Source organism: Paraburkholderia sp. A1BS-2L (assembly GCF_051125205.1).
In the GTDB taxonomy this organism is placed as follows: Bacteria; Pseudomonadota; Gammaproteobacteria; order Burkholderiales; family Burkholderiaceae; genus Paraburkholderia.
Genome location: NZ_CP120430.1, coordinates 459,695 through 486,674 on the forward strand (window position 1 = coordinate 459,695; position 26,980 = coordinate 486,674).

Below are 26,980 nucleotides of genomic sequence, written 5' to 3' on the forward strand. Positions count from 1 at the left end.
CGCCTTCAGGTTGACTACCAGCCGAAGCAGGGACTCGGTGGAAAAGCGTGTGTGGCTTTGCTCGAGAGAAACCGGTAGAAGCACGATCTGAAGGCCGCCGTCAACACAGGCCGTGACGTCGATATCAGCTAACGTGGAGCCAGCGACCAGATTCCGGGCACACGGCGGCGGGTGAACCGTTGAACCAGACTTGCTCTTTCTCGAGATGCTGAGACGTCGAGGGGGCGATATCGAAGACGACCTTTAGCGCGCTTCCAATATTGGCGTCTTCGATGGGGAGTTCCCACGTCAGGAAAATCTGGTCGAAGTCCCGGTCCGGGGCGAAATCGGTCGCAGAAAAACTGTCGCTGCCGCGCTGAATGACGCCGTGGGGCTGAACCGGATCGAAAATCACTGCAGTTCCCCGCTTCAATGGAATGCGTTGGCCTGTAAAGGGAAAGTGCAAGTCCAGACCCTTGTCTTCACTCACGAAGAGATTGCAGAAAGCCATACCGCCGTATTGTTCGCCATCGTGGTGATACCTCGCGCCACGACAGGCCATCAGCGCCATGTTGCTGTCGGCAAGGACCGCGGGCAGTCCGAGGGCGTCCGTCCAGTCGGACATGGCCTGCACGCAGCGCCTGTAGTCTGGCCAGCGTATTTGCGTGCGCGGCAGATGCATCGCCTCGACATCCCCAGGTTCCAGGGCGAGCCGCGCCGCCGTCTCTATTTGCCAATCCGCAAGCACGGCCGCAGAAGGCGCGGGCAGATCGAGCGTTCCGGATAAAACGACGTCACTCACGCGTCGACTGCGGATGGCGTCGCCGCTCCAGAAAATGGAGGTCAGGATATTTCGCATTTGATGCTGTGGAAGGGAACTCGTCGAGGCATTGTAACGATTGATCCTGGGCATCCCGACAGAGATCGGGCCGACATCGGACCGCGGACCGGTGCGTCAGCCCATCGCCAAGCGTAGTCCAGTGAAATCGTGCTTCGCTACCTTCGCAGTCAGCGTCCGAGGACCGCTCTCAAGGCGCGTGTGGGAGCGTCGAGTCGAATATCGACGTGTGAGCGCGCCAGCCAACCACACGATTTAGCGCAAGCCTGACATCAGTTAGCGGCCGCTTTCCAGCGAGCGCATCCGGTGTTCGAGCTCGGCAATGTCTCGTGCACCTGCAAGGTACTCGTCATTGCGGCTTTGTTCAGCGCGCTCGAACCAGCGGCTAATCCGTGTAAGGAGGAAGGCAAACATAATAATCTCCAGAAAGTTGTTCACCAGTGACGCTGGTCGGACTCGACACTACGCATGTGCCTTGCGGCGCGTTCTCTTGCGCCGCTCGACGATTCAATCTTAGGCGGCTAGTATGCTTACGTATACTTATCGATTTTGACGTAATACATTAACCATTCTGTTGAATCGGTCTGTTCGTTCGGGAGGTACCTGCCTTGGAGCTCGGTCGAATGCGGGCGCTCTTGGAACTGGCGCGATGTGGCACGATTGCCGCCGCCGCTGAGGCTCTGTTCCTGACGCCCTCAGCGGTTTCACAGCAGATCGCACAACTTGAAGATGAGGCGGGCGTCACGCTCACGGAGCGCATCGGCCGCAGGGTCAGGCTTACGCCCGCGGGCCACGCACTGGTGGGCTACGCCGAGCGGCTGATGGTTGTGCTGGACGAAGCTCGCTCGGAGATGGCAGAGCTTCGGCGTGAGATCGCCGGCGAGCTGCGCGTCGCCGCGTTTCAGTCGATCGCCTCGGTTGTCCTCCCTGACACGGTCAAGACGCTGCAGCACGCGTATCCGCGTCTGGCGATCGCAATCGAAGAATTGGAGGCAATTGATGGGGTCGCGGCACTGCGGTCCTGGAGGACGGACATCGCCTTGATCGACGATCTCTCAATCGTGGCGGGCGAGAATCGGGAAAACATTGCGATTGTGCCGCTGGCCGAGGATGTCTGGTACGTGACACTGTCGACTGACCATCCGCTGGGCAAAAAGCCGTCGCTCAGCCTGGCCGATCTCAGGGACGAAACGTGGGCGATCGAATCAAGCGGTGGACCCTTTGGCAGCTTCGTCGCCGATTTGTGCCGCCGCGCCGGGTACCAGCCTCGGACCAACGCCACATGCCGTGGATCGGAGATGATCGAAGCGATGGTGGCCTCCGGCTGCTCCGTGTCAATCGTCCCCGGACTCAGGAAGCTACGCTCACCTCCCGGCGTCGCTTGGGTAAAGCTGAGGCCGGAGCTTCGCCGAAAAATCTACGTCGCTTATCGCCGCGGCGAACGAAACCATCCAATGGTCAAAGTGTTCGTCGCGGAAATCGTGCGGACGGCCGCTAAACTCCTCAGTTAGCAAGCGCGCGGTCGGAGTTTGGCCAATTCATCACATTTTATGGATGTTTCTGAACGTTGATTTCACGCTTTGGCCAGCAGGTCATCGAGCGAAGAGAGCTTGGACTCGGCCCACGCATTAAAGTCCTCGACCTCGCCGATCACCGCGCGGAGTTGGTGCTCGCTCGAGATATCCACTGATATCGTCGTGGCGCCGGTCGGTCAATTCGGAACGGGTGTCGAGAAAATCACCACTACACTTGACGGCAGTCTTCGGACACGAGAACCGGGCGTATGCGAGGCGAAAGTCATGAGCACCCGTTGGGATCCAACAGCTTCATGGCCCAGCGGTGCACGGTCGAATGATCAACCGCAATGCCCCGCTCGGACATCATCTGTTCAAGATGACGCAGGCTCGACGGATACGCCACGTACCACCGCACACACAGCAGGTAGACGTCGAGCGGGTAGTGCAGGCGCTTGAGCACCTTTGCAACGGCCGGATTCAGGTTCGGTTTCATCGAGCAAAGCGTTTGCCTTTACGCTGCCAGCAGAGCAGCTCGCCTTATTGCGACAAAACCTCGGCAAGGTCGCCTTCTGGTTCCTTGCGCGCAAGCAGCAAGTCCATCAGGTCGTTATCGCTCAGCTCGAGCAGGCGTGTGAGAGCACCCACGTCGGCGTCGCTGAGGTCATGCTCGTAGCGGTCGAAAAAACGCTCGAAAATCAGATCGTTTTCGAGCAGACCGCGCCGTGCGCGCCAGCGAAGGCGCGCGCGGCGATGGGGGTCAGACTGATGCGATTCCATTTCGCTTATTTCAGGTACGCAGCGTCAAACCGCGCGGCGAACCATCAGTTCCTTGATCTTGCCGATCGCCTTCGTCGGGTTCAGCCCCTTCGGGCAAACGTCGACGCAGTTCATGATCGTGTGGCAACGGAACAGGCGGTACGGGTCTTCGAGGTTGTCGAGACGCTCGCCAGTGGCTTCGTCGCGGCTGTCCGCGATGAAGCGGTAAGCCTGCAGCAGACCTGCCGGGCCGACGAACTTGTCCGGATTCCACCAGAAGCTCGGGCACGACGTCGAGCAGCTCGCACACAGAATACACTCGTACACGCCGTCGAGCTCGTCGCGCTGTTCGGGCGACTGCAGACGCTCCTTCTCGGGCGGCGGCGTGTCGTTGATCAGGTACGGCTTGATCGAGTGGTACTGGTTGAAGAAGTGCGTCATGTCGACGATCAGGTCGCGCACGACAGGCAGGCCCGGCAGCGGACGCAGCACGATCTTCTGCGGCAGCTCGTTCAGGTTCGTGAGGCACGCCAGTCCGTTCTTGCCGTTGATGTTCATGGCGTCCGAACCACACACGCCTTCGCGGCACGAGCGGCGGAACGACAGCGTCTCGTCCAGTTCCTTGAGCTTGACCAGCGCGTCGAGCAGCATGCGCTCGTGCGTGATTTCCAGCTCGTACGACTGCATGCGCGGCGCCGCGTCCTTGTCCGGGTCGTAGCGGTAGACTTCAAAAATACGTTTGGCCATTTCCAAATTCCTTTTGACTGGCGTGTGCCTTAGAACGTACGCGCCTTCGGCGGCACGGACTCGACGGTCAGCGGCTTCATGTGAACCGGCTTGTATTCAAGACGGTTGCCTTCGCTGAACCACAGCGTATGGCGCAGCCAGTTTTCGTCGTCGCGGTGTTCGTAGTCGCTTTGTGCATGCGCGCCGCGGCTTTCCTTGCGGGCTTCCGCCGACACCATCGTTGCTTGCGCAACTTCTACGAGGTTCGCCACTTCGAGCGCTTCGACGCGCGCGGTGTTGAACACCTTCGACTTGTCCTTCAGGTGGATATGCTTCGCCTGCTCGGTAACCTGCGCGATGTCCTTGACACCTTCCGCAAGCAGCGCCGAGGTACGGAACACGCCAGCGTGCTTCTGCATCGAGCCGCGGATCTGGTTCGCGACGGACTGCGCGTACTCGCCCGAGGTCGAGTTGTCGAGCTTCGCGAGGCGCGCGAGCGAGAAGTCGGCGGCATCTGCCGGCAACGGCTTGTGCTCCTTGAGCTCCTTCACGTGCTTGACGATGTGGTTGCCGGCAGCGCGGCCGAACACCACGAGGTCGAGCAGCGAGTTCGTGCCCAGACGGTTTGCACCGTGCACCGAGACGCACGAGCATTCGCCCACGGCGTAGAAGCCGTTGACGACTTCTTCGTGGCCCTTCGGCGTGCCGACGACCTGACCATTGATGTTGGTCGGGATGCCGCCCATCTGGTAGTGAATCGTCGGAACGACCGGGATCGGTTCCTTGATGCAGTCCACGTTCGCGAACTTGAGCGCGATTTCGCGGATCGACGGCAGACGCTTCATGATCGTCTCGGCGCCGATGTGCGAGAGGTCGAGCAGCACGTGGTCCTTGTGCGCGCCGACACCGCGGCCTTCCTTGATTTCCTGGTCCATCGAGCGCGAGACGAAGTCACGCGGCGCGAGGTCCTTGAGCGTGGGCGCATAGCGCTCCATGAAGCGCTCGCCGTTCGAGTTGCGCAGAATGCCGCCTTCGCCGCGCACGCCCTCGGTGATCAGCACGCCCGCGCCGGCCACGCCGGTCGGGTGGAACTGCCAGAACTCCATGTCCTGCAGCGCGATGCCCGAGCGGGCCGCCATGCCGAGGCCGTCACCGGTATTGATGAACGCGTTCGTGGAAGCTGCGAAGATACGGCCCGCGCCGCCCGTGGCGAACAGCGTGGTCTTGCCTTCGAGGATGTAGACGTCGCCCGTTTCCATTTCGAGCGCGGTCACGCCGAGCACGTCGCCTTCGGCGTCGCGGATCAGATCCAGCGCCATCCATTCGACGAAGAACGTGGTCTTCGCTGCAACGTTCTGCTGGTACAGCGTGTGCAGCAGCGCATGACCGGTACGGTCAGCGGCCGCGCAAGCGCGTTGCACCGGCTTTTCGCCGTAGTTGGCCGTGTGGCCGCCGAACGGACGCTGGTAGATCGTGCCGTCCGCATTGCGGTCGAACGGCATGCCCATGTGTTCGAGTTCGTAGACGGCGTTCGGTGCTTCACGGCACATGAACTCGATCGCGTCCTGGTCGCCGAGCCAGTCGGAACCCTTGATCGTGTCGTAGAAGTGATAGTGCCAGTTGTCTTCGCTCATGTTGCCGAGCGAAGCGCCGATGCCGCCTTGCGCCGCAACCGTGTGCGAACGCGTCGGGAACACCTTCGAGAGCACGCAGACCGAGAGGCCAGCACGCGCCAGTTGCAGCGAAGCGCGCATCCCCGAACCGCCCGCGCCGACGATGACCACGTCGAATTTGCGACGCGGCAGAGAATTCTTGATTGCAGCCATTCTTTTACACTCTCCAGAGAATCTGAGCGGCGTAGCCGAGGCTGCCCAGCAGCCATGCGATCGTGAGGACGTCCAGCGTGATGCGCAGGCCGACCGGCTTGATGTAGTCCATCCAGATGTCGCGCACGCCAACCCAGGCGTGATAGAACAGCGCGAGCAGCGTGACGAACGTGGCGAGCTTCATCCACTGCGCGGAGAAGATCGAGGCCCAGCCGTCGTACGAAAAATCGTGTGCGCCGAAGAACAGCGCGAGCAGCACGACCGTGTAGATCGCCATGATCACGGCGGTGGCGCGCTGGGCAATCCAGTCGCGCAGGCCGTAGTGAGCGCCCACGACGAGACGCTTCGGACCGATACCGTTTTTAGCCGACATTATTAGAACGCTCCGAAGAGTTTGGCCGCGAAGGCGATCGTGAGAACCGTGGAGATGACAACGACCACGAGCGAGGTCGACTTGCCCTTTTCCTTGCTCACGAGGTCATGGCTGAAGTCCATGAACAGATGGCGTACGCCGGCGCAGAAGTGAAACAGGAACGCCCATCCGAGGACCAGCACGATGAGCTTGACGACGATGTTGGAGAGGAAGCCCTTGAAGACCTCGAAGCTGAGCTCCGAAGTGAGGCTCTGGTCAAACAGGAACAGCAGGAAAGGCAAGAACAGGAACAGCAGCGCACCGCTCACGCGGTGGCCGATCGACACGCGCCCCGCGAGTGGCAGGCGGTATGCGAACAATATTTGCCCAAGCCCGATGTTCCGGTATTCCGGCCTCGGTTTTTTTGTGGCTTCAGCCATGCTAGACCCCTTCACTGATTAGACAACAGAACACATCCACTGCCGTGATCTGGCGCCAAGGTGAATGGGCCGCCCGCATTGTTGCGAGCCACTGGGGAAAGGAGCACGGCACAGCGCAGATGACTGCCGGCGCTCGATGCGCCGGCGGTTTTACATCATCTTCATCCAATGATGATATTCTGTCCAATATCTATCTCGTCTTTCTGAAATACGTTTTACAGATATCACAATGGAACTCCGGCACATCCGTTATTTCATGGCAGTAGCAGACGAGCGCAACGTCACGCGCGCCGCCGAGAAGCTGGGCATTGGCCAGCCACCTTTAAGTCAGCAGATTCATGCGCTGGAGGACGAACTGGGCGTCCGGCTGTTTCGTCGTACCGGTCATGGAGTAGTTCTTACGGAAGCCGGCGAAGCGTTCGCAACCGACGCGAAGCGTTTGCTAGATAACGCACAGCAAGCGATCAAGAACGCACAGAGCGCAGGACGCGGCGAGGTGGGACAACTGAACATCGGCTTTACTGGATCTGCGGCGTTCAATCCGGTCGTGGCGATGCTGATCCGTAAGTTCCGCCAGACCTATCCTGCTGTTTCACTGACACTGGTAGAAGGGAATACGGCACAGCTACTTTCATATCTGGACGATGGCCGGCTCGATGTCACCTTCGTGCGCCTTGGAAATCAATCGCCAGCTGGAGTTGCGTTCCATCACATTGCGGTTGAGCCCATGAAGCTCGTCTTGCCAACTACTCATCCCCTGGCGAAGAAACGAAAAATTCCGCTTATTGCACTTGCTCAGGACTCTTTTGTTCTACTTCCTCGCGAAGCAAGTCCAACTTTGCATGACGTGATCGTTGGAGCGTGCGGGGACGCTGGCTTCACTCCACTAATGGGTCAACAAGCCCCGCAACTCTCGTCTGTCGTCAATCTGGTCGCGGCTGAATTCGGTGTATCACTGGTACCAGCATCGGTATGTCAGATTCGCGTTGAGGGTGTTGTCTATGCTGACGTTCTCGGTGGAAACATTTCGATCCGCCTCGCACTCGCTTCGCGCAAGGACGCAACGACCGCAAAAGTCGCAAACTTCCTTGCGATTGCGAACGATCCATCCATGCATCCGTCCGGCTGAGTTGCTCGGAATTGACATGTGAGACGGCCTAGTCGCTGTCTGCGCTGGAAACCTAAATTTTATATAATTCTATTGATCAATTTTGTGTAGGAGTGCTATTCATCCATCGAAGCAATGCCGACATCAGTAGGTTCAATAGCATTGTCGCGCGATGCGCGTGCCTGCCCGAGCCCGCGCTCCATCCCAGCAGGGCGTTCAAGCGATTCAAGCGCGTCGCTTCTGCAGGAGTGGGCGTTTTCGTCCGGCACGGCATACGAAATCGATACGAAGCCGGCATAACCGGCAACAGGCAATTCGATGAAATGGCGGCCGCCCGAACGCCAGCGATCACCTTTTTCGCCGTTGATTGAGCCGTCGACAGAACGACGGCGCTTCCGACAGATGGAGACTCCGATCCCGCCAGTCGAAGCGGAGTTGTCGCTAGCCTGAAACGACCGGGCGTGCGACCGTCAAAGCCATGCGCGCGGCGAGAATGCTCCGGATGGTCGCCAGGCATTGCTCTGCCACCGGACTCGTGCTCTCCCGCCGCGCCAAATGAAATTCGGGCGTCTTGACGCCCAGTTGTCTGCAGACAGCGGACAGGTACGGTTTGCCCGACCCCGCACATCGTTCGACGGCGGCAGCAAGCGCTGCGTCTCCGACGTGCCGGCGCAGCCATTCGAGCGTTTGCCGGTCCTTTTCGTTGTAGACCCTGACCAGATGCTCCATTGTCGCCTCCCGATCATACTGTATAAAAATACACTGTAAATTTATACAGCTTTTGAGCTGATTGCAACCGCCACGGATTCACGTGATGACGGACGAAGAATGTGTCTCACTTGCGCAGGCTGAGCTTAGCGCCGGGCGGTAACGAAAATATGAAATGCCCCGGCCGCGGTGCGTTGAGAACGTATCCCGGGATTCGAGCCATCGAATGCCCCAGGTCGCTCTCCAGAATGCCCGTGCGCCATGCGGCAGCCACCGGCGCGCACGCTGCGCGCGTTGCTCATGGAGGCGTCTCGTCCGGCGCCGCGGGACCCCGCGCGTGAAGGGCCCAAGACGCCGCTCCGCGATGTGCGGCAGCAGGGGCAGTCCTGATCCGGATTCTCGACGCTGCGGGCGCCGGGCAGCGCCGTGCGGCGAGCGCTCCGCGTAAAATGCGGCCTGCGTTGTTAACCTGACACCTACGGCCGATGTCTGTCTTCTACGATCGCAAGCAAATCACGGCATGGCTGGATCCCTACACCGTGTCCAAGGCGCGGGACTACGCGAATGCCATCTCGGAACTGCGCTGGATTGCCGACGATACCCTGGGTGGTCTGGTGCAGGGCACACGCAGCCGGCCGTATGACGTGCGCGTCTATTTCCACGATGTCGGCGAAGACATGTGGGTTGAAGGGGAATGTACCTGTCCGGTCGAAGTCGGCTGCAAGCATGTGGCAGCGCTCCTGATCGCCGGTCTTGCGCATCTGCCGAAGCAGGCCGCCACCGGCGTGCGCCCCGAGCTGCTGCGCTGGCTCGAAGGCTTTCGAACCAGACACTCCGCGACGCCCGCCAGTGGCAAAAAGCCCGCGGCCACCCGATCCACGCATGCGCTGGCCTATGTGATTGCCGGATCGTATCGCGGAAGCCCGGAGATTTTTCTCTACAAGGCCCGCGTCAGCACCGATGGCTCGATCCGTGCGCTCGACGACGCATGGCAGAACGTAGAAAAAGCGCTGGTCCAGCCACCGAAGTTTGTGAGCGAGGAGGATCTGCCGATCCTGCGCGGGTTGTGGCTGGGCCGCTCGCGCAACTACACGGGCAGCTTCGGGCTGGAGGGCACCACCGGCGCCGCGGTCATGGAAAAGCTCGTCGCGACGGGCCGCGCATTCGTCTCGCCGGCGGCGAATGCCATGCATTCCGGCGAACCGTGTGCCTTGCGCCCTGGCCCGTCGCGTACCGGAGACATTGCGTGGCGCACCCAGCCGGATATGCGTGTGCGGCCGGTACTGCAGACCGAGCCGTCCGCGACCGTGCTCCTGAGCGCAACCCAGCCGTGCTGGTATCTGGACGCGCATTCGGGGGAAGCCGGCCCCGTTGACGTGCCCTGGCCGGCCGGGCAGCTCAACGAGTACCTCTCGATGCCCTCCATCACGCTCGATGAGGCCGCCGTCGTCAGCGAGGTGCTGCGCGAGGTGTCGCCGGATCTGCCGCTGCCGCCCGGACAGGGCGCGTCAACCTTGCGCGTGATCGACACCGTGCCGGTCCCCATGCTGTCGCTTGATACGCTCTCGACCTGGAGTTCGGGCTGGTCATCGCCGGGTGCGCAGAACGCACTGGATTTTGCGACCGTCAGGTTTGCTTACGCAGGTGAGCGCATTGACGCCCAGAGCAACACCACGCTCGTACGCACCGCGGATGGCGAAGTGCTCCAGCTCAAACGTCAGCTCGAGATCGAGCAGCAGCGCCTGAAGGAACTGCACAGGGCTGGGCTTAGAAAGATTCCGGCCACCCGCGCCCACGGTCCGCGGCCGTTTCCGGACGGCGTGCTGGGACTGCAGGATGCCGATGACTGGTCCGCCTTCACCCGGCTCATCGTCCCCGCGCTACGCAGGAACGGCTGGCAGGTGACGATGACCGAGGCGTTCCGGTTCAATGTCATCGAGATCGAGACCATCGACGGCAGCCTGCGGCAGGCGGGCGACGGCTGGTTCGATGTCGAGATGGGGATCACTGTCAACGACCGGACGGTGCGCCTTGAACCGCTGCTGGCTGACCTGTTCCGGCGCGATCCGCGGTGGCTTTCTGGCGGGCTCGATGCCATCGCCGACGATGAAGCGGTCGAGCTGAAGACCGAACGGAACGAGCGCTTGCGCCTGCGCGCAGAGCGCCTGAAGCCTGTCGTGCGCGTGCTGATCGATCTGTTCGATCACGTCGGCGAGGGCGGCCTGCGCCTGTCGGAATGGGACGCGGCCAGGCTCGACGCACTGGAGCAGACCGGGCGATGGCAATTCCATGGCGACGCGTCGGTCCGGCAACTTGCCCGGCGCCTGATGGCGGGGCCCGGTGTGGGTGATGCACGCGTGCCGCGCGGGCTGCAGGCCGAACTGCGCACCTACCAGCGCCAGGGGCTCAGCTGGATGCAGTTTCTGCGCGAACACAACCTGTCGGGTGTCCTTGCCGACGACATGGGCCTTGGCAAGACGATCCAGACACTCGCACACATCCTCGCCGAAAAGGAAGCCGGCCGGCTTGACCGGCCCGCATTGATCGTCGTGCCCACCACGCTCAGGCACAACTGGTGCGAGGAAGCGCGGCGTTTCACGCCGGACCTGCGCGTGCTCGACCTCCACGGTCCCCAGCGCCATGAGCGCTTCGATGAAATTGGCCAGCACGACCTGATTCTTACCACCTATGCGCTGCTGTGGCGCGACCAGGCGATGCTCGTGCAGCACGCCTGGCACCTGCTGATTCTCGACGAAGCGCAGTACGTGAAGAACGCTGCGACGAGAGCCGCCACCACGATCCGCGCGCTGCAGGCCCGGCACCGGCTGTGCCTCACCGGCACGCCGCTTGAAAATCACCTTGGCGAGCTATGGGCCCAGTTCGATTTCCTGCTGCCCGGTTTCCTGGGCACCCGCCAGGACTTTACGCGCCGCTGGCGTACTCCGATCGAGAAAAGCGGTGACCACGTGCGCCGCGACCTGCTTGCGCGGCGTATTCGCCCGTTCATGCTGCGCCGTCGCAAGGACGAGGTGGCCACCGAACTGCCGCCCAAAACCACGATCGTGCGCACCGTCGAACTCGACGGCGCGCAGCGCGACCTCTATGAAACCGTGCGCGCCGCGATGCAGGAAAAGGTCCGCGCGGCCGTCACCGCAAAGGGCCTCGCCCGTAGCCACATCATCGTGCTGGAGGCACTCCTGAAGCTGCGCCAGGTCTGCTGCGACCCGCGGCTCGTCAAGCTCGGCCAGGCAGGCCAGATCCGCGAATCGGCCAAACTGGAACTGCTGCTCGGGATGTTGCCCGAACTGATCGAGGAAGGGCGGCGCATCCTGCTGTTTTCGCAGTTCACCGGCATGCTGGATCTGATCACCGCCACGCTCAACGAGGCCGGCATTCCCTATGTGATGCTGACGGGTGACACCACCGATCGCGTCACCCCGGTCACGCGCTTCCAGCGGGGCGAAGTCCCGCTCTTCCTGATCAGCCTCAAGGCTGGAGGCGTTGGCCTGAACCTGACTGCGGCCGACACCGTGATTCACTACGATCCGTGGTGGAATCCCGCCGTCGAGAACCAGGCCACCGACCGCGCACACCGTCTCGGACAGGACAAGCCCGTGTTCGTCTGCAAGCTGATCACGGCCGGCAGCGTGGAAGAAAAAATCGTCGCCATGCAGGAACGGAAGGCCGCGCTCGCCGACGCGATCCTGTCCGAGGATGCCGCGGGGGCCGTCAAGTTCTCGGAAGACGATCTGGAGGCGCTCTTTGAGCCGCTCCCGACTGCGGCCACGGTGGCGCCCCAGCCCAAGGCGCGCCCGCGGGCCAGATCAGCCACGCGCGCCCGGTGAGTGTCCGGCGTACGCCGACCTCCGCAGGGGCCGCGCCCAACTGCCTGGGCGCGCACGGCGCCAGCCGTTTCGTCAGGGCGAACCGGATTTCAGGCGTGCGCGGCGCGCTCCAGCACTTCGCGCGCGGCGCGGCCCAGCACTTCCTCTGACCACTGGTTGACGCTCTCGCCGGAGACAGCCGCCGCAATGCCCACGCGGGCATGCACGTCAGGATCAATGCGGAGCATGAGTTTGCCCGACGCGGGTTTTTGTGGCTTGCGGCCGGCCTGCTCGCAGTCCGTCAGGTAATGATCGACCGCCGCATGAAAATCGACGGTGAGCTCGTCAACGGTCGAGCCGTGAAAGCTGATCCGGTCGTCCACGCCGAGGACATGTCCGACGAAAATGTTGTCGCGCCCGTCGAAGTCGATGCGGGCGAAATAGCCCTTGTAGGTCATTGCATTGCTCATGGCATGATCCCCATTTCGCTGAACCAGTCGCGCAAGTCTTCCACCTGATACCGCTTCGCCTCTTTGCCCGGGTGCGGGCGGTGATGGTAGCGGCGCTGGCCGTTCAGCGCGAAGGCGACGCGCGACCCCGCGCCTTCGTGGATTTCGCCGCCCAGGGCGACGACGAGCGCTTCAATGTCCGAAAACACGATGCCACCCGGGGTCGGTTTTGTATAGATCGCGGCGAGGGTGCGGGCGTGTTTCGTCTTCATGCCCAATGATAGCAAAAAGTGATATCCATGTGCTATCAAAAAATGATAGCACATACGGGGCGACGGTTCGTCGTTCCCGGTGGCGCGACCCTCTGGGAGCTTGGCGTGGCCTGGGGTGCGGCGCGGGCGTATGCCCACCTGTTCGGGGCCGCCCCAGACCGCAGGGGGTGCCACACTGGTGGCGCTGGCGATACCACGATCGCGGCATCGCCAGCCGGTCTGACGGGACCGCCCGGAGCCGCCGCATCAGATCGCGCGAGAACGCGTTCCGGAATGGCAGAAAGGCTCAGTTTGGCCAGGGTCGTTAAATTTACAACGTAATACGCTATATATTTTGCTACTTTAGCACTATACACGACATTAGTACTATAATGTCGTGTATAGTAGTATCAGCCAAATTAGCAGCCTGCGCATACCCAGCCGGAGCCTTCCAGCCGTGAAAAACACCGATCTCGCCACCATTCAGCCTGTCGAATCGCTCATTGTGCCGTCCGCGCTCGATGGCCGCGACGGCAGCAACCGTGGCGTTGCCGGAAACAGCCAGCTTTCGGCGGACAACGATCTGGATGCCTTGCGCGCGTGGCTCTCGAACTATGCGGATACCAAAACCACGTTCGACAACTATCGCAAGGAAGCCGAGCGTTTGCTGCTTTGGGCCGTCGTGCAGCTGGGCAAGCCGTTTTCCTCGCTCACGCACGAGGATCTGCTGCTATACAAGACGTTCCTCGCCGACCCGCAGCCGGCCAGCCGCTGGGTTTCTGCGAACGGCGGCAAATATGCGCGCAGCGACGAACGCTGGCGTCCGTTCAACGGCCCGCTTTCGCCGGCCAGCCAGCGTCAGGCGCTCATCATCCTCAACGCGATGTTCACCTGGCTCGTCAACGCGGGCTACCTGCGCGGCAATCCCATGGCGCTGCTGCGGCAGCGCGCGAAGCGTTCGGCGCCACGTGTGACGCGCTATCTGTCCACATCGCTGTGGGACGAAGTCAAGGTGTGGGTCGAGCAACTGCCGCTGGAGTCCGAAGCCGAACGCAAATATCACGCGCGCTGCCGCTGGCTCACTACGCTGTTCTATCTCCAGGGCATGCGCATTTCGGAAGTCGCGGGTGGGCGGATGGGCGACTTCTTCCGGCGCCTCGGCGCCGACGGCCAGGAGCAGTGGTGGCTGGAAACCGTGGGCAAAGGCGACAAGGCGCGCATCGTCCCCGCTTCGCCCGAATTGATTGCCGAGCTGCGTAGGTACCGGGTCGCGAATGGGCTGTCTGCGCTGCCCACGCGCGCCGAGGAACTGCCGCTCATTCTTCCGTTCAAGGGCACGGCTCGCTGCCTGTCGCGCTCGGCGGTTCACGACGCCATCAAGGGCATTTTCGGGGGCGCTGCCGGGTGGCTGCGCGACAAGGGCCCGGAATTCTCCGATCGCGCCGACGAACTCGACCGCGCCTCGGCGCACTGGCTCAGGCACACCGCCGGTTCGCACCAGGCGGACGGCGGCGTGGACCTGCGCACGATCCGCGACAATCTCGGCCATGTATCGCTCAACACCACCAGCCTTTATCTGCATGCCGAAGACGATGAACGCCATCGCGAGACTGTGGAGCGACATCGGATGAACTGGAACGAGCGTGACAAGAAGTGAGAACGGCGCAATAGCCGGCGCTATGAGCTTTTGACTGTTCAGTCGTAAAAGGCCGTTTAATTCCGGAATGCGATTCCAGCCGCTATTGGAACGGCTGAAAAATATCGTTCAATCAATTCCCCTCCAGCTTTTTAATGGCCGGACTTCTTTCCAGATCCTTTCTAATTTGGCACTCGATAGCGGTTATTTTTAAATATTGTCAAATCGCCGATTATTTATTGAGAGTTGTGCTTCGGTGAACTATAAAAACGCGACATGAGCGCTCGATAAAAATACGTTAATTGAATCGCGGCAATTGCCATGCGTGCCGCGCTAAACAACAGCGCACAGATCGGGGCCATACCTATCGGAGAGGAGGACACACCATGGACCAAAAGCGCATTGCACAAGCCGCCCGCTTGACGGCCATAGCCGCGACCACCGCCGCTCTGCTGTCGCTGAGCGCATGCGGCGGCTCGGGCTCGCTCAGCAGCGGAACCGGCAGCGGCGGCGCCTTGCAGACGACGGGTGGCGCGGGCGGAGGCACCAACGGCGGCGGGTCGGATGGAGGCACTTCAGCGGGCACCTCGTCAGGCAGCGGTGGCACGACCACCGGGGACAATGGCGGCGTGGGCGGCAACGGCAATAGCGCCAGCAACAATGGTGGAAACAACGGCGGCCAGGCCGTCGCTGCCAATGCCGTGGGCCAGCTCGTGCAGCCAGTGGGCAACGTCGTTAGCGACGCCGGCTCGACTGTCTCGGGCGTCGGCAGCACCATCGCTGCGCAAACGCTGCCCGGCACGAACCCGCAAACCACTCAGGCCGCAGGCGGTGTCGTTCAGAATGTGGGCGGCGCGATCTCCACACTCGGCGACGGCATATCCCAGGGGCTTGGCCAGATCGGTGCGAGCAGCAACCCGGCAGGCACCACGCTCGCTAGCACCGGCGGTGTCGTGAGCGATGCAGGCAAGGCCGTCACCAGCACAGGCCAGCTCGTTACGAGCGTCGGCAGCGGCCCGCTTGCGCCCCTCGCCGCCGTTACCACGCCCGTCGGCGGCACGGTCGGTACGGTTGGCACCACCGTCACCGGCACGGGCAACTCGCTCACGAACACATTCACGCAGGGCCCGGTGCAGCAATCCACGGCACAAATGAGCGCGACCATCACGCCCATCACCTCGACACTTGCTGCCACCACGCAAACGGTAGGGAATACAACAGGCGTTGGTGCACCAACTTCGGGTCTGCTGCAAACACTCGGCGGTGAGCTACAGAAAAGTGGCGCACTGGTGGCGCAAACCGGCGGCGCGAATCCGGTCACGGCGGGCGCAGGCAACCTCGTCGCCGACACGGGCAAGACCGTCGCCAGCGCCGGGAATCTGCTGTCCGGCGGCAGCACGAACGGCGCAGGTTCACCGCTCGCAGCGGTCACGGGCATCCTGAGCGGCGCGACAGGTGGAACGGGCGGAACCAATGGCGGCAGCGCGGCCGTCGGCGTTGGAGCAGGCGTGGGTGTCGGCGCCGGCGTCAGGACCGCGAGCACTTCCGGCACATCGAGCACAGGTGGCGCCGCGCCGGGCCTTTCACTCATTTCGTTGACGGACGACAGCTCCGGCAGCAATACGGCCGCCCCGCTCAATAGCCTCACGTCACTTACTGGCAGCCTGCTCGGCGCGAAAAAATAATCTTCCCCGCCGGCTTCATATTGTCGTTTGCATGCCGTAATAAAAAATACAGGCAATCAGGAGCCGCATAAAGACCGCCACAAAGGCGGCATAAAGAGACGGACACGCCGGAGGACCGAGGCAACCGGCGTGCGCCGCCCGACAAGTCGAGGGTAGTTCAATGAAAGGCGCACCATGGGCCGTGCTCGCCACGGCGGGGATCATCGCGAGCGCGGGCTTGACGAGAGTCGCGCTCGCACAGCAGAACCGGCCGGTATCGGCGGGTGGTTTGCAGGGCGGCAATCCCCTGGATGCCCTGCCCCAAATCAACGCGCCAAGGTCGAGGGCGTGAAATCGATTCCGTTCGACGAGGTCGCCCGCCGCTTCGCGCCGCTCGCGAATCACGACATCACGATCGGCCAGCTCATCGAAACCGCCAATGGCGTGACGAAGCTCTATCAGGACCGGGGCTATGCGCTCTCGTTCGCATTCGTGCCCGCGCAGGACTTCGCGGGCGGCGTGGTGCGCATCACGGTCGTGGAAGGCTACGTGAAAGACGTGAAGATCACAGGCAAGCCCGGCGCGCTCGAGGGCAGGATGCGCGCGATCGCTGCGCACATCGCCGAAGACCGGCCGCTGCGCACCGCCACGTTCCAGCGCCACATCAACGTGCTCGGCATGCTGCCGGGCCTCAAGGTGAAGGCGAACGTGCCACCGCCCACGACCACCGACGGCGCCACCACGCTCGAACTCGACGCCACGCAAAAGCCCTGGGACGTGAGCACCGGCATCGACTTCAATCACCCCGGCGTGCAGGGCCTCCTCACGCTCACCGAAAACGGCCTCACGCCGTTTGGCGAGCAGTTGAGCTTCTCCGCACTGTTGCCCAAAGGACGCGACAACGTCACGTACCTCGCCGCACACGCGGCCGTGCCGATCGCGAGCGACGGCCTCGCCGCGAAGCTCGACGCCTCGCACTATCGCGGCAACCCGGTCGACAACCCGGGCCTGCCGGCTTACGTGGAGCGCACCGTCATCAGCGACAAGCTCACGGGCTCGCTCTCGTATCCGCTGCTGCTGGGCAATACACGCAGCCTCATCGGCACCGCGAGCGCCTACGCAGCACACGACGAGGACCGCTACCGCAACACCCTCAACGGACTGCAATACGACCTGAGTTCACAGGTGCGCGTGCTGCAGCTGCAAGCCGATTACACCGAGGTGAAGCCGGGCCAGGTGCGCAAGGCGAGCCTCGTGGTGGCGAAGGCCTTCGACATTCTCGGCACGTCGAAGTCGGCCCAAACGAATATTCCCGGTCTCTCGCTGCATAATCCGGTGTCGCTGAATTTCGTGCGCACCGATGCCTCGTATTCGCAGAGCAACGACTGGCCGATGGGCTTTGGCACGTCCGTCGCCGCAACCGGGCAATACAGCCCGAACACGCTGCCGACTTCCGAGCAGATCTCGTTCGGCGCGCAGCGCTTCGCGGCGGGCTATCAGCCCGGCGAGGCATCGGGTGATTCGGGCTGGGCCTTCGTGCTCGAGCTCAATCATCCATTCAGGCTGGGCAAGGTATGGCTGCAGTCGATCACGCCGTATGTTTCGTTCGACATGGCGCGCGTGTACCTGCATGCGGGCACGCCCTCGCCTTCGCGGCTTTCATCGGCTTCGGCGGGGTTCCGGATCACGGACGGCAAGTACTACAGCCTCGATCTCTCGGTGGCGAAGGCGCTGGCCGATGCGCCCGTAGAAAGCGCGTCGCGCAGCCCGCGCGTGAATGCGACGTTCTCGTATCAGCTCAATTGAGCGGCGCAGATGATTAGCATATCAAATCACTTGGCACCGACGTGCTGCCGACAGTCGGAATGTCATGAGGTGGCGCGGTCTTGAGCACGACCATGAGCGTCACGAGTAGTATGACCGCAATGGTCAGCAGGATTGTCATCGCGAACCGCTTCATCGTTCCATCCCCTTCGAATCGAACTCGTGGCTCACGAGTCTCGTCAATTCGAGATCGTATCAAGGACGGTTCCGGAAGAGAGTCAAAGATAGTCAAGTGTGCTTCAGGGCGCGACGTGATCGGTTCGCGCGGCATAGATCATCTCGCCCAGAACCGATCGCCGAGATCACCGGCGTATCCTTGAGCAACGAAATCACATTGTTCAGGGTGAGCGCCGCCCCCTAGATTCGACTCTGTTTGCGCTTATCGCTGATCATGACGCCGGAGATGGACGAAATTCATGCCGTCATCGTCGGTCGACGCGAAGATGCTGGTGAACTGCGTATTTACAATACGCAGTTTCAAATGCTGCTGCCTGGCGATCACATCGATAATGTCGATGTCGAAGTCAACACTCTGCTTGTCCTTGTTTTCAAACGCGAACGGAGTGTCCGTGGCGCTCGATGCCACGACCAGTTCCCGGTCGTTTGGATGGACGGTGGCGGACCAGACGGCGCAAGCGGCCGCCGAGGCGGCCAGGGTAAGTATGAATTTTTTTACAGTGGCATTGCCCCGGGAGACTGGTAAAGTCGGAAAAGGATATTCGTTCGTTTATGCCTGCTGGGAGGTCGTCAGCTTTAAATTCGGCCGCAATTCCTGCGTGACGGACTCATGTTGTCCCTTGCGGTGATCCGAAACCTGTTCGATCCCCGTCTTCAAGACCTCTTCGCAGAACGCAATGCGCAAACGATAATATTCGGCCTGCAATTGCGCATCCAATACCCTCTGCTCGGCCTGAAACAGCGCCATGCGCAATTCGCCCAGCGCCCGTTCGGCCTGCTTCTCCGGCGTTGCGGCATGATGGGCGATCAAGTTTGAAAGCCAGTGCAACATGGATAAGCCCTCCTGTCTTCGATTCGACAATCGCGCGTTTCGGGGCGCGGATCAGCCCGAATTGGTCCTGCAGAAAAGGCTAACAGAGTCGAATGAAAGCAGTGAGTGCACTAACGAACATGTTGTATAAACGATGAAAGTTATTTAAAGGCGCATCGTTGAACCGGTAATTCGGGCCGCAACGAGCCAGACAGCCCGTGTCGGCCCACAGGGTCACCACCGATAGCCGATACCGCCCAAAATGATGTCGGTGTCGCGGTTATAGCTCGTCACCACGCGATTCCACTCCAGCCGCGCATCCCAGTGCTGGCTGAAACGATACGAGCCGGCAATCGTGACGATCCCAGAGAATGTCCCCGCGCCCGGCCCCGGCGAGCGGCTGTTCTCGTGCTCATCGATCGCATAGTACGCACCTGCGCCCACACCCAGCGTCACGGCGTCGTTGAGGAACGCACGCGTGAGCCAAAGCTGGCTGGCAATGCCGTCGCGGCGGGCGACCGCGCTGCTGCCTTCGTGGATGTAGCCGACCGTCCAGTCCACATACTTTGCGAGGCCCCGCCGATATTCGATGGCACCGCCAAATGCGCCCGGCGAGCTGGTCGAGTTGACGATGGTTTTGCCGAGGTACACGGCAACTTCGTTATGGGTCGTTTTCTTTGTCGAGCCGACCGCCCAGTCGCGCGGCCCCGGCGTATCGGGCGCGTCGAGCTGATAACCGACACCGAGCATCACGCCGGTGGAGTCCGGGCCGCGCTGCACGTGCACACGGTTCAACTGCAATTGCGTGACCCATCGGTTGGATGCGTACCAGGACCCGCGCAGGCTGTACACCACGCCCCAGCCGTGCACGTCCGAATAGCTGCCGCCCTGGTCGGCGGTAGTCGTATCGAAGTAGCGATACGGCCCAATGCCGGCCTGCACCACGAACTGCGGGCTGCCGACCGGCATCGGCGCCCAGAGCTGAACCAGTTGGCCATCGCGATGGTGATTCGGATGTGCCCTTCGTTGAGCCACGTGAAGCTTGCCGCGAAGTACTTGCCGAGCCCCTCTTGATAGTTGAAGGCCCACGTATAGGTATTGATGTCGCTGGCACGCGAACCGCCGCCAAACAGTGAGAATTCCTGCGCTTGCGCCTGGGTCGGAAGGGCCAGCCAGGCAAACGCGAGCGCTATCGACGCAGCAGGACACGCCATGCGTGCGCGTTGGTGCATGCGCGGCCGGTTCCCATCGATCGACTCGAAGGGTTTCATCAACGTGGACTCCATGAATTCCTTGCAATAAAAAATGCATCGCCCTGCGGACGGCTTACAAAAATATGCGCGCAGAGTAGCACGGCACACCGGCCAATGGCGTCTACGCTGCCACTCACGCGTGCCGTCGGATCACGTCCAGCAGCCGATCGCAGTTTCGGGCGAGGTTGCGCTCCGGCGATGTCGCAATACCCAGCAGCAGGCCGGATCGCGCACTCGCCGGCGACATATACCAGGGCGACAACGGTGCGGGACCCAATCCGAAAGCCAGCGATTCTCTGAAGATGGACACATCAGGCGCGCCGTCGGGCAGACGCACGAGCACCGCGAGGCCCGCCGCCCGGGTCTCGAAGCCGCGTTCTTCGAGGCATGCGAGCAAGCTATCGCGCTGCGTGCAATAGAGCCGCTTCAGGCGGCGCAGATGGCGCAAGTAGTGGCCCTCGCGCATGTACTGCGCCGTTGCGAGCTGCACCGAGGGCCACGGTGCCGGCGCGAGACAGGCCGCCACCTCCGCGAACCGCGACGCGAGCAGCATGGGCGCGACGACGAATCCCAGCCGCAAGGCCGGGCTGAGCGTCTTGCTGAAGGAGCCGATATGGATGACGTGCTGGCTGCGATCGAGCGACGCGAGCGCGGGCGCCGCGCGCGCATTCAGTTGCAGTTCACTTAGATAGTCATCCTCAACGATCCATGCGCCCTGCTTCGCTGCCCAATCGAGCAGTTGCAGCCGTCTTGCCAGAGACAGCGTGGGCCCGAGCGGCGCCTGCTGCCCAGGTGTCACGACGGCAAGCGCCGCGTCGGATGCATGCCTCATGCCGTAATCGACGTCGATGCCTTCCATGTCCACCGGCACCGGGGCAAGCTCGAGCCTCGCGAGTTCCAGGCCATGCCGCGTGAACGGAAAACCGGGGTCTTCGAACCAGGCTTTATGTCCATCGAGGGCGAGCCCGCGCAGCGCCAGCCCGAGACCACCGCTGAACCCGCTCGTGACGATGATCTGCGCGGGCGAACAGGTCATGCCGCGCGCAATGGCCAGATACGCGGCGATTTCCCGCCGCAATTCCGGCTCGCCACGCGGGTCGGGATAGCCAACCGAGGCGCTCGACTCCGCGCGCAGCGCGAACGAGCGTACCTTGGTGAAGAGCCGCGCGGGAAGCGTTTCCTGGGCAGGCACGCCCATCTGGAAGATAGCCGGGCCGGAGGTGAGTTCCCGATACATTTCCATGAACGAGCCCGGATCGCTGCGCTCGTGCACGACTGGCGCGGCGGGCGGCCGGTCCGCCACGCGCGTTCCAGCGGCCCGGGAAGCGACGATCAGTTGAGCGTCGGAGAGCCGCTCGTAGGCGAGGCGCACCGTGCCCCGCGCCACGCCCAGCTGCGCGGCAAGATCGAGCCACGAAGGCAGACGGGCGCCGGGCGCGAGCACGCCGCCCTCGATGGCAGCACTGATTGCGGTGCGGATCTGCTCGGCCAAAGGCGTCTTCGCAGACCGGTCGAGTTCGATTTTGAGCGGCTGGGACATGCGCTCATGGTACATAAAGAATGTTCATTTCTGGTGCTTTCTTGTGGCCCAGCATCCCGCCACAATAGCTCTGGTCACAAGGAGAAAACCTGTCATGAAGATTCGAATCGCACTCGGCGCGGCCTGCGCGGCGCTTGCCCTCAGCGTCGCCGCGCCCGCCATCGCGCATGACGGCGGTGCAGCCGTCACGCCCAATTTCGAGCACGCCCTTCCCAACCTGCCCGGCAAGTCGTTGACGGCCGTGGTGGTCGACTATGCCCCTGGCGGCGCCTCGCCGCCGCACGAGCATGCCAGGTCGGCATTTATTTATGCGTATGTCGTTTCGGGCGCGATCGAGTCGCAAGTGGACGACGGCCCCAAGCGCGTCTATCACGCCGGCGAAAACTTCTTCGAAACACCGGGCGCCATTCACCGCGTCAGCCGCAATGCGAGCACGACCGCCCCAGCGAAGCTGCTTGCAGTGTTCGTCGTCGATACCGGAGACAAGGTTCTGACCACGCCGGTCAAGTAAGCCAGCCCAGCAAACACAGGAGAACACTCATGAGCAAACGTCTCGATTACAACCAGATCGCGCCCGCAGGCGCCAAGGCGCTTGGCGGCGTCTATGGCTACCTCATGCAAAGCGGGCTCTCGCCCGTTCTCGTCGATCTGGTGTACTTGCGCATCTCGCAGATCAACAACTGCGCCTATTGCCTCGACATGCACACACGCGACCTGCTGAAAAAAGGTGTGAAAGTGGAAAAGCTGGCGCTGGTGCAGGCCTGGAGGGAAGCCGGCCATCTATTCGATCCGCGCGAGCGTGCGGCGCTTGCCTGGGCCGAGTCGGTCACGCTCGTCGCCCAGACCGGCGTTCCGGACGCGGCATACGAGGAAGTTCGCGCGGTATTCGAGGAGCGCGAGCTCGTGGACCTCACGATCGCCATCGGCCTGATGAACACCTACAACCGCATGGCGATCAGCTTCCGCAACACGCCTCAAGCCATACAGGAGCAGTGAGCGTCCGCAACGCCTGTGCAAGACATGCGCAGCCGCCACGGCCGTCCCGGCAGCGCACATCAACGCGAGTCAACCGGGCGGCCGTTTGTTGCTAGATATATAAATATTTTCCGGAATCTTTGACAGGAATTCGTATTTCATTCATCGAATTAGCCGGAATCAGGTGCCGCAAAAAATCAGAATCATGCAAACACATTACAGGTAGTGATTTAAGTCAAAACCCTCAAGCATCGATTCTCAATCTTGAGGTAAAGGCGTTGAGAGCGCACTCCCGGCAGACGCGCTCGTTTTGAAAAAATGTCTTTTAGAATTAGATGTCTGTGCGCTGCTACGTCAGCCCCTCCGGATGTGCCTATCACCAATATTCATCTCTTTAAATTAGCGCAGAGAAAAAATCATCGACGCTCCGTGGCTGTCATTTCAAGGGATATGTATAGTCCGTTCCCGCACAAACGCGCTATGTGCTTATTTCCCATTCGTCAGTCGTAGTTCAGATAAGAGCGATCCATGAAAAAGACCTATATTCTTGCCGCCACAGTCGCCGCAGCCGCTGGCAGCGCCCATGCTCAAAGCAACGTCACGCTATACGGCCTCATCGATGCAGGTTTGACTTACGTGAGCAACGAGGCGAGCACTTCCTCGCCGATGTCGCCGAACGGCCTGACCGGTGGCAAAGCCGTGTTCGGCATGACTGGCGGTAACATCCAGCAAAGCCGCTGGGGCCTGCGTGGCGTCGAGGATCTCGGCGGCGGCCTGAAGACGGTCTTCAACCTCGAAAGCGGCTTCAACGTGACGAACGGCAGCACCGTGAACAGCTCGCTGTTCAACCGCCAGGCCTATGTCGGCCTTTCGAGCCAATACGGCACGGTGACACTGGGCCGCCAGTACGATTCCATGGTCGATTACGTCGCGCCGATGTCGGCAACCGGTACGTGGGGCGGCACCTACTTCGCTCACCCGGGCGACGACGACAACCTCAATGGCTCGTTCAGCCTCAGCAATACGATCAAGTATCAGAGTGCGAACTACGCTGGCTTCTCGGCGAGCGCCCTGTATGGCTTCTCCAACAGTGCGGGCTTTGCCGACAACCGCGCCTATAGCGCGGGCATGGGTTACGCCAATGGCGGCTTGCGTCTGGGCGCGGCCTACCTGCAGCTTCAGGGCCTCGACTCCAGTAACGCTAACGGCGCGGTGCAGAATCTGCCGGCGTTCACGACGGCCAATCTGCCCGGCGTCCAGAATCAGCGCACCTGGGGTCTCGGCGCGAGCTATGCGTTCGGCCCGATGATCGTCGGCACCGTGTTCACGCAGACCCGCTTGCAGGACAAGCTCGCGGATGCGTCGGTGCGCTACAACAATTATGAAGTCAACGCTCGCTACAACCTGACGCCGGCCTTCTACGTGGGCGCGGCCTATACCTATACGCAAGGTCTGCGCAACACGCCGGGAAGCGGCGCCTCGGACAATCGCTCGGCGCATTGGAACCAGTTCGGTCTTCAGGCTGACTACTCGCTGTCCAAGCGCACGGACCTCTACGCGCAGAGCGTCTTCCAGATCGGCGCCAACAATGCGGAAGGCACGAATGCGGCGCAAATCAACGGTACCGGCGCGCCTTCCACGAGCCGCAGCCAGGTTGTGGTGACCACGGGGATCCGCCATCGCTTCTAAGCGTTGACCCGCCGTTACCTCCCGCCCGACGTGGAGGCGGCAACCCGGCCGCCGCCACGTCTCACACCCCAACGACAATCGGCAGTTGCGCTTGCCCCTGCCGCTATTGCGATGCCAGCTCAGGAGCACCCGTTGATGTCACCACGAGCGAGTCGAGTAGTTGAGCCACACCGTGTAAAACCCGCATGCGCCACAGTTGTGGCCGCGATGCTGTCGATCACTGCGCTGATGTGGAATGCGCCTGCCGCCCGTGCGGCCGACGCGCCGGCAACCCAGGCGCAATCCGCCGATCAGCGCGGCTGGCCGCGCATGCTGGAGAACGGCACCGAACGCGTCGAGATGTTCCAGCCGCAAATCGAGCAATGGACCGGCAACCGCATCGCAGGCCGCGCGGCGATTGCCGTTGGCGCGTCGAACGGCACCCCCACCTACGGCATCGCCCACTTCTCGGCGCAGGCCGATATCGACAAGGCCGCCGGTCTTGTGCAGTTGACGCAAATCCAGATCGCCTCGGTCGAGGTGCCGACGGACACGAGCCTGGCCGGGCGCGTCAAGGGTGCCCTGGTCGCCCACATTCCCTCCAGCGGCATGACCGTTTCGCTCGACCAGCTGCAAACGAGCTACGCCGCGTCGCAAGGGCTCGATCGCTCCATGCGCATTGCGGTCAAGAACGACGTGCCGCAGATCGTCTTCAAGGACACGCCTACGGTGCTGGTCCTCGTCGATGGCGCACCGGCCTGGCGCCCGATCGCCGGCACCGGCTTCTCGCGCGCGATCAACAGCCGCGCGTTGCTGATGCGCGATGCAAACGGCGCGGTCTACGTGCATGCCGCGGGTTACTGGTACACGGCGCGGGGCCTGAGCGGGCCATGGCAGCAAGTGGCTGGTCCGCAGCAGGCGCTGCTTGCGGCGGCGCAAACGAGCGAAAAACACACGGCCGCCGACGCCATGCTGCCGTCGGACGGCAAGCCGGTCGTGCCGGCGCCGGCCTTGATGCTCGCCACGCAGCCCACCGAGCTGGTCGTGACCCAGGGCGCCGCGCAGATCTCGCCGGTCGCGGGAACCAACCTGCTGACGATCACCAATACCGATCACGCCGTCTTCGTCTATCCGTCCACGAATACGTATTACCTGCTGATTTCGGGCCGCTGGTTCCGCGCGGCCTCCACGAGCGGTCCATGGCGCTGGGTGGCCGGCAGCGACCTGCCACCCGACTTCGCGAAGATATCGACGCACGACCCGAAGGCCAACGTGCTGGTCTCCGTGCCCAACACCCCGGAAGCGAAAGAGGCCGAAATAGCCGCGACGATTCCGCAGACAGCAACGGTATCGCGTTCGCAGGCCAGGCTGACAGTGAATTACGACGGCGCGCCCCGCTTCCAGCCGGTATCGGGCACCTCGCTTAACTACGCCGTCAACACGGCCACGCCCGTGATCGAAGTCGATGCGTCGAACTTCTACGCCGTGTCCAATGGCGTGTGGTTCGTTTCGGGCTCGGCGCTCGGGCCCTGGACGGTTGCGACTTCGGTGCCGGGCGTCATCTACACGATACCGGTCAGCAGTCCGATTCATTATGTGACGTACGTGCAGATCTATTCGTACACGCCCGATACGGTCGTGGTGGGCTACACACCTGGTTACATGGGGGTGGTGATCAGCCCGGACGGCACTGTGGTTTACGGCACCGGCTATGTCTATCCGGCGTATGTGGGCGACGTCTACTACGGCTATCCCGCCACCTATGGCTACGGCGCCGGCTTCGCGCTGGGCGCAGCGGAAGGATTCGCATTCGGCTTCGCCGCCGGCGCGATCTGGGGCTGCGCATCGCCTTACTGGGGGCCGTATTGGGGCGGCTACTGGGGCGGCGGGGGCTGGGGCAGCGTCAATATCAACCAGACGAACTTCTACGGCCGCTGGGGGCAAGGCACCGTGACCCATGCGTCGGGATGGAACGGCTGGACCGGCACGCAGTGGCGCGGCGCAGCAGGCGCGGGCTACAACCCGGTAACCGGCGCCCACTATCGGGGTGCCGCGGGCGGCGCGTTCAATCCGTACTCGGGCAATTACGCGGCGGGGCACCAGGGCGCTTACGGCAACCCGGTGACCGGGCGCCAGGCAGCGGGCCGGGGCGGCGTCGTCGGCAATCAGTACAACGGCAACTACGCGGGCGGGCGCGAGGTCGGGGGCTACAACCCGAACACCGGGCGTTCGGGCGCCGCGGAGTTCGGCGTGGCGGGCAATATCCAAACCGGCCAGCATGAGGCAGGAAGCCGGGGTTACGTGACGAACCACAACAACGGCAACTCAGTCGCCTGGAACAACGGTGACGTTTATGCGGGCCACGACGGCAACGTTTACCGGCACACCGCCGACAACGGCTGGCAACAGCACACGTCAAACGGCTGGCAATCGGCACAACCGGGCGGCGACCTGGGCAACGACCTCAATCGCCAGCAAGGCGCGCGCTCGCTCGGCGAGCAGCGCTTCGGCGGCGGTTTCGGCTCGCGCGGGGGATGGAGTGGAGGCGGCATGGGCGGCCGATTCGGCGGCGGCTTTCACGGCGGCTTCCGGCGCTGAACGGGTCACTTCGTAGACGCGAACCGGCGGGCCGGCGCGCCAATGGCAGCGGCCCGCCCT

Annotated in this window: 22 protein-coding genes and 3 pseudogenes; 10 read left to right on the forward strand and 15 right to left on the reverse strand. The window is 62.4% G+C overall.

The annotated features are described in order from the left end of the window. Positions 1 to 124: 124 nt before the first annotated feature. Positions 125 to 838, reverse strand: a complete 714-nt coding sequence (locus P5W98_RS26640) for a hypothetical protein (RefSeq protein ID WP_421027733.1) — start codon at positions 836 to 838, stop codon at positions 125 to 127. 255 nt (positions 839 to 1,093) lie between these two features. Continuing rightward, the gene (locus P5W98_RS26645; protein ID WP_421027734.1) at positions 1,094 to 1,255 is read right to left on the reverse strand and encodes a DUF3563 family protein; all 162 of its coding nucleotides are present in this window, start codon (positions 1,253 to 1,255) and stop codon (positions 1,094 to 1,096) included. 185 nt (positions 1,256 to 1,440) lie between these two features. Here P5W98_RS26645 and P5W98_RS26650 point away from each other — a divergent pair, with 185 nt between their 5' ends. After that, entirely contained in the window at positions 1,441 to 2,328 is an 888-nt protein-coding gene (locus tag P5W98_RS26650) for a LysR family transcriptional regulator (protein ID WP_421027735.1), read from the forward strand. Between the two features lie 307 nt (positions 2,329 to 2,635). Here the strand turns inward: P5W98_RS26650 and P5W98_RS26655 are convergent. The 6 genes and pseudogenes from P5W98_RS26655 to sdhC form a co-directional block, all read right to left on the reverse strand. After that, positions 2,636 to 2,827: pseudogene (locus P5W98_RS26655) on the reverse strand (IS6 family transposase); the annotation flags it as partial. A gap of 44 nt (positions 2,828 to 2,871) precedes the next feature. Then, on the reverse strand, positions 2,872 to 3,111 hold the full coding sequence (locus tag P5W98_RS26660) for a succinate dehydrogenase assembly factor 2 (RefSeq protein WP_421027736.1): 240 nt from the start codon (positions 3,109 to 3,111) through the stop codon (positions 2,872 to 2,874). A gap of 24 nt (positions 3,112 to 3,135) precedes the next feature. Beyond that, positions 3,136 to 3,837: a succinate dehydrogenase iron-sulfur subunit gene (locus P5W98_RS26665; protein ID WP_035531265.1), complete on the reverse strand. Its 702-nt coding sequence runs from the start codon at positions 3,835 to 3,837 to the stop codon at positions 3,136 to 3,138. A 29-nt stretch (positions 3,838 to 3,866) separates the two neighbouring features. Further along, complete coding sequence (sdhA, locus tag P5W98_RS26670; protein ID WP_035531261.1) at positions 3,867 to 5,642, reverse strand: succinate dehydrogenase flavoprotein subunit; 1,776 nt, start codon at positions 5,640 to 5,642, stop codon at positions 3,867 to 3,869. A gap of 4 nt (positions 5,643 to 5,646) precedes the next feature. Further along, complete coding sequence (gene sdhD / locus P5W98_RS26675) at positions 5,647 to 6,015, reverse strand: succinate dehydrogenase, hydrophobic membrane anchor protein (protein ID WP_035531259.1); 369 nt, start codon at positions 6,013 to 6,015, stop codon at positions 5,647 to 5,649. Between the two features lie 2 nt (positions 6,016 to 6,017). Then, positions 6,018 to 6,434, reverse strand: a complete 417-nt coding sequence (gene sdhC / locus P5W98_RS26680) for a succinate dehydrogenase, cytochrome b556 subunit (RefSeq protein WP_421026021.1) — start codon at positions 6,432 to 6,434, stop codon at positions 6,018 to 6,020. Positions 6,435 to 6,663: 229 nt separating this feature from the next. Between sdhC and P5W98_RS26685 the strand changes: the two genes are divergently transcribed. Then, the gene (locus P5W98_RS26685) at positions 6,664 to 7,563 is read left to right on the forward strand and encodes a LysR substrate-binding domain-containing protein (protein ID WP_421027737.1); all 900 of its coding nucleotides are present in this window, start codon (positions 6,664 to 6,666) and stop codon (positions 7,561 to 7,563) included. A gap of 420 nt (positions 7,564 to 7,983) precedes the next feature. Here P5W98_RS26685 and P5W98_RS26690 read toward each other — a convergent pair whose 3' ends face one another. Then, positions 7,984 to 8,271, reverse strand: a complete 288-nt coding sequence (locus P5W98_RS26690) for a hypothetical protein (protein WP_421027738.1) — start codon at positions 8,269 to 8,271, stop codon at positions 7,984 to 7,986. A gap of 464 nt (positions 8,272 to 8,735) precedes the next feature. On the opposite strand from P5W98_RS26690, the gene P5W98_RS26695 reads away from it, so the two are divergent. Continuing rightward, the gene (locus P5W98_RS26695) at positions 8,736 to 12,095 is read left to right on the forward strand and encodes an SNF2-related protein (RefSeq protein WP_421027739.1); all 3,360 of its coding nucleotides are present in this window, start codon (positions 8,736 to 8,738) and stop codon (positions 12,093 to 12,095) included. Between the two features lie 89 nt (positions 12,096 to 12,184). Here P5W98_RS26695 and P5W98_RS26700 read toward each other — a convergent pair whose 3' ends face one another. After that, entirely contained in the window at positions 12,185 to 12,544 is a 360-nt protein-coding gene (locus P5W98_RS26700) for a type II toxin-antitoxin system HicB family antitoxin (RefSeq protein ID WP_134759963.1), read from the reverse strand. After that, on the reverse strand, positions 12,541 to 12,795 hold the full coding sequence (locus tag P5W98_RS26705; protein ID WP_421027740.1) for a type II toxin-antitoxin system HicA family toxin: 255 nt from the start codon (positions 12,793 to 12,795) through the stop codon (positions 12,541 to 12,543). Before P5W98_RS26705 ends, P5W98_RS26700 begins: the two co-directional genes overlap by 4 nt. Before the next feature lie 436 nt (positions 12,796 to 13,231). On the opposite strand from P5W98_RS26705, the gene P5W98_RS26710 reads away from it, so the two are divergent. From P5W98_RS26710 to P5W98_RS26720, 3 genes and pseudogenes are all read left to right on the forward strand, one after another. Further along, complete coding sequence (locus tag P5W98_RS26710) at positions 13,232 to 14,431, forward strand: tyrosine-type recombinase/integrase (RefSeq protein WP_421027741.1); 1,200 nt, start codon at positions 13,232 to 13,234, stop codon at positions 14,429 to 14,431. 365 nt (positions 14,432 to 14,796) lie between these two features. Continuing rightward, entirely contained in the window at positions 14,797 to 16,095 is a 1,299-nt protein-coding gene (locus tag P5W98_RS26715; protein WP_421027742.1) for a collagen-like triple helix repeat-containing protein, read from the forward strand. 160 nt (positions 16,096 to 16,255) lie between these two features. Further along, positions 16,256 to 17,880 (forward strand): annotated as a pseudogene (locus P5W98_RS26720) (ShlB/FhaC/HecB family hemolysin secretion/activation protein). 397 nt (positions 17,881 to 18,277) lie between these two features. Here the strand turns inward: P5W98_RS26720 and P5W98_RS26725 are convergent. From P5W98_RS26725 to P5W98_RS26740, 4 genes and pseudogenes are all read right to left on the reverse strand, one after another. After that, complete coding sequence (locus P5W98_RS26725; RefSeq protein ID WP_421027743.1) at positions 18,278 to 18,484, reverse strand: transporter substrate-binding domain-containing protein; 207 nt, start codon at positions 18,482 to 18,484, stop codon at positions 18,278 to 18,280. A gap of 141 nt (positions 18,485 to 18,625) precedes the next feature. Beyond that, positions 18,626 to 18,907, reverse strand: coding sequence for a hypothetical protein (locus tag P5W98_RS26730; RefSeq protein WP_421027744.1), 282 nt, complete (start codon positions 18,905 to 18,907; stop codon positions 18,626 to 18,628). Between the two features lie 213 nt (positions 18,908 to 19,120). Next, positions 19,121 to 20,100 (reverse strand): annotated as a pseudogene (locus P5W98_RS26735) (hypothetical protein). A 172-nt stretch (positions 20,101 to 20,272) separates the two neighbouring features. Beyond that, on the reverse strand, positions 20,273 to 21,679 hold the full coding sequence (locus tag P5W98_RS26740; RefSeq protein WP_421027745.1) for a PLP-dependent aminotransferase family protein: 1,407 nt from the start codon (positions 21,677 to 21,679) through the stop codon (positions 20,273 to 20,275). Between the two features lie 94 nt (positions 21,680 to 21,773). On the opposite strand from P5W98_RS26740, the gene P5W98_RS26745 reads away from it, so the two are divergent. The 4 genes from P5W98_RS26745 to P5W98_RS26760 all read left to right on the forward strand — a co-directional run bounded on the left by P5W98_RS26745 (position 21,774) and on the right by P5W98_RS26760 (position 26,920). Then, complete coding sequence (locus P5W98_RS26745; protein ID WP_421027746.1) at positions 21,774 to 22,190, forward strand: cupin domain-containing protein; 417 nt, start codon at positions 21,774 to 21,776, stop codon at positions 22,188 to 22,190. Between the two features lie 29 nt (positions 22,191 to 22,219). After that, entirely contained in the window at positions 22,220 to 22,675 is a 456-nt protein-coding gene (locus P5W98_RS26750; RefSeq protein WP_421027747.1) for a carboxymuconolactone decarboxylase family protein, read from the forward strand. 507 nt (positions 22,676 to 23,182) lie between these two features. Further along, on the forward strand, positions 23,183 to 24,343 hold the full coding sequence (locus P5W98_RS26755; RefSeq protein WP_421027748.1) for a porin: 1,161 nt from the start codon (positions 23,183 to 23,185) through the stop codon (positions 24,341 to 24,343). Between the two features lie 207 nt (positions 24,344 to 24,550). Beyond that, entirely contained in the window at positions 24,551 to 26,920 is a 2,370-nt protein-coding gene (locus tag P5W98_RS26760) for a carbohydrate-binding family V/XII (RefSeq protein WP_421027749.1), read from the forward strand. Positions 26,921 to 26,980: the final 60 nt, after the last annotated feature.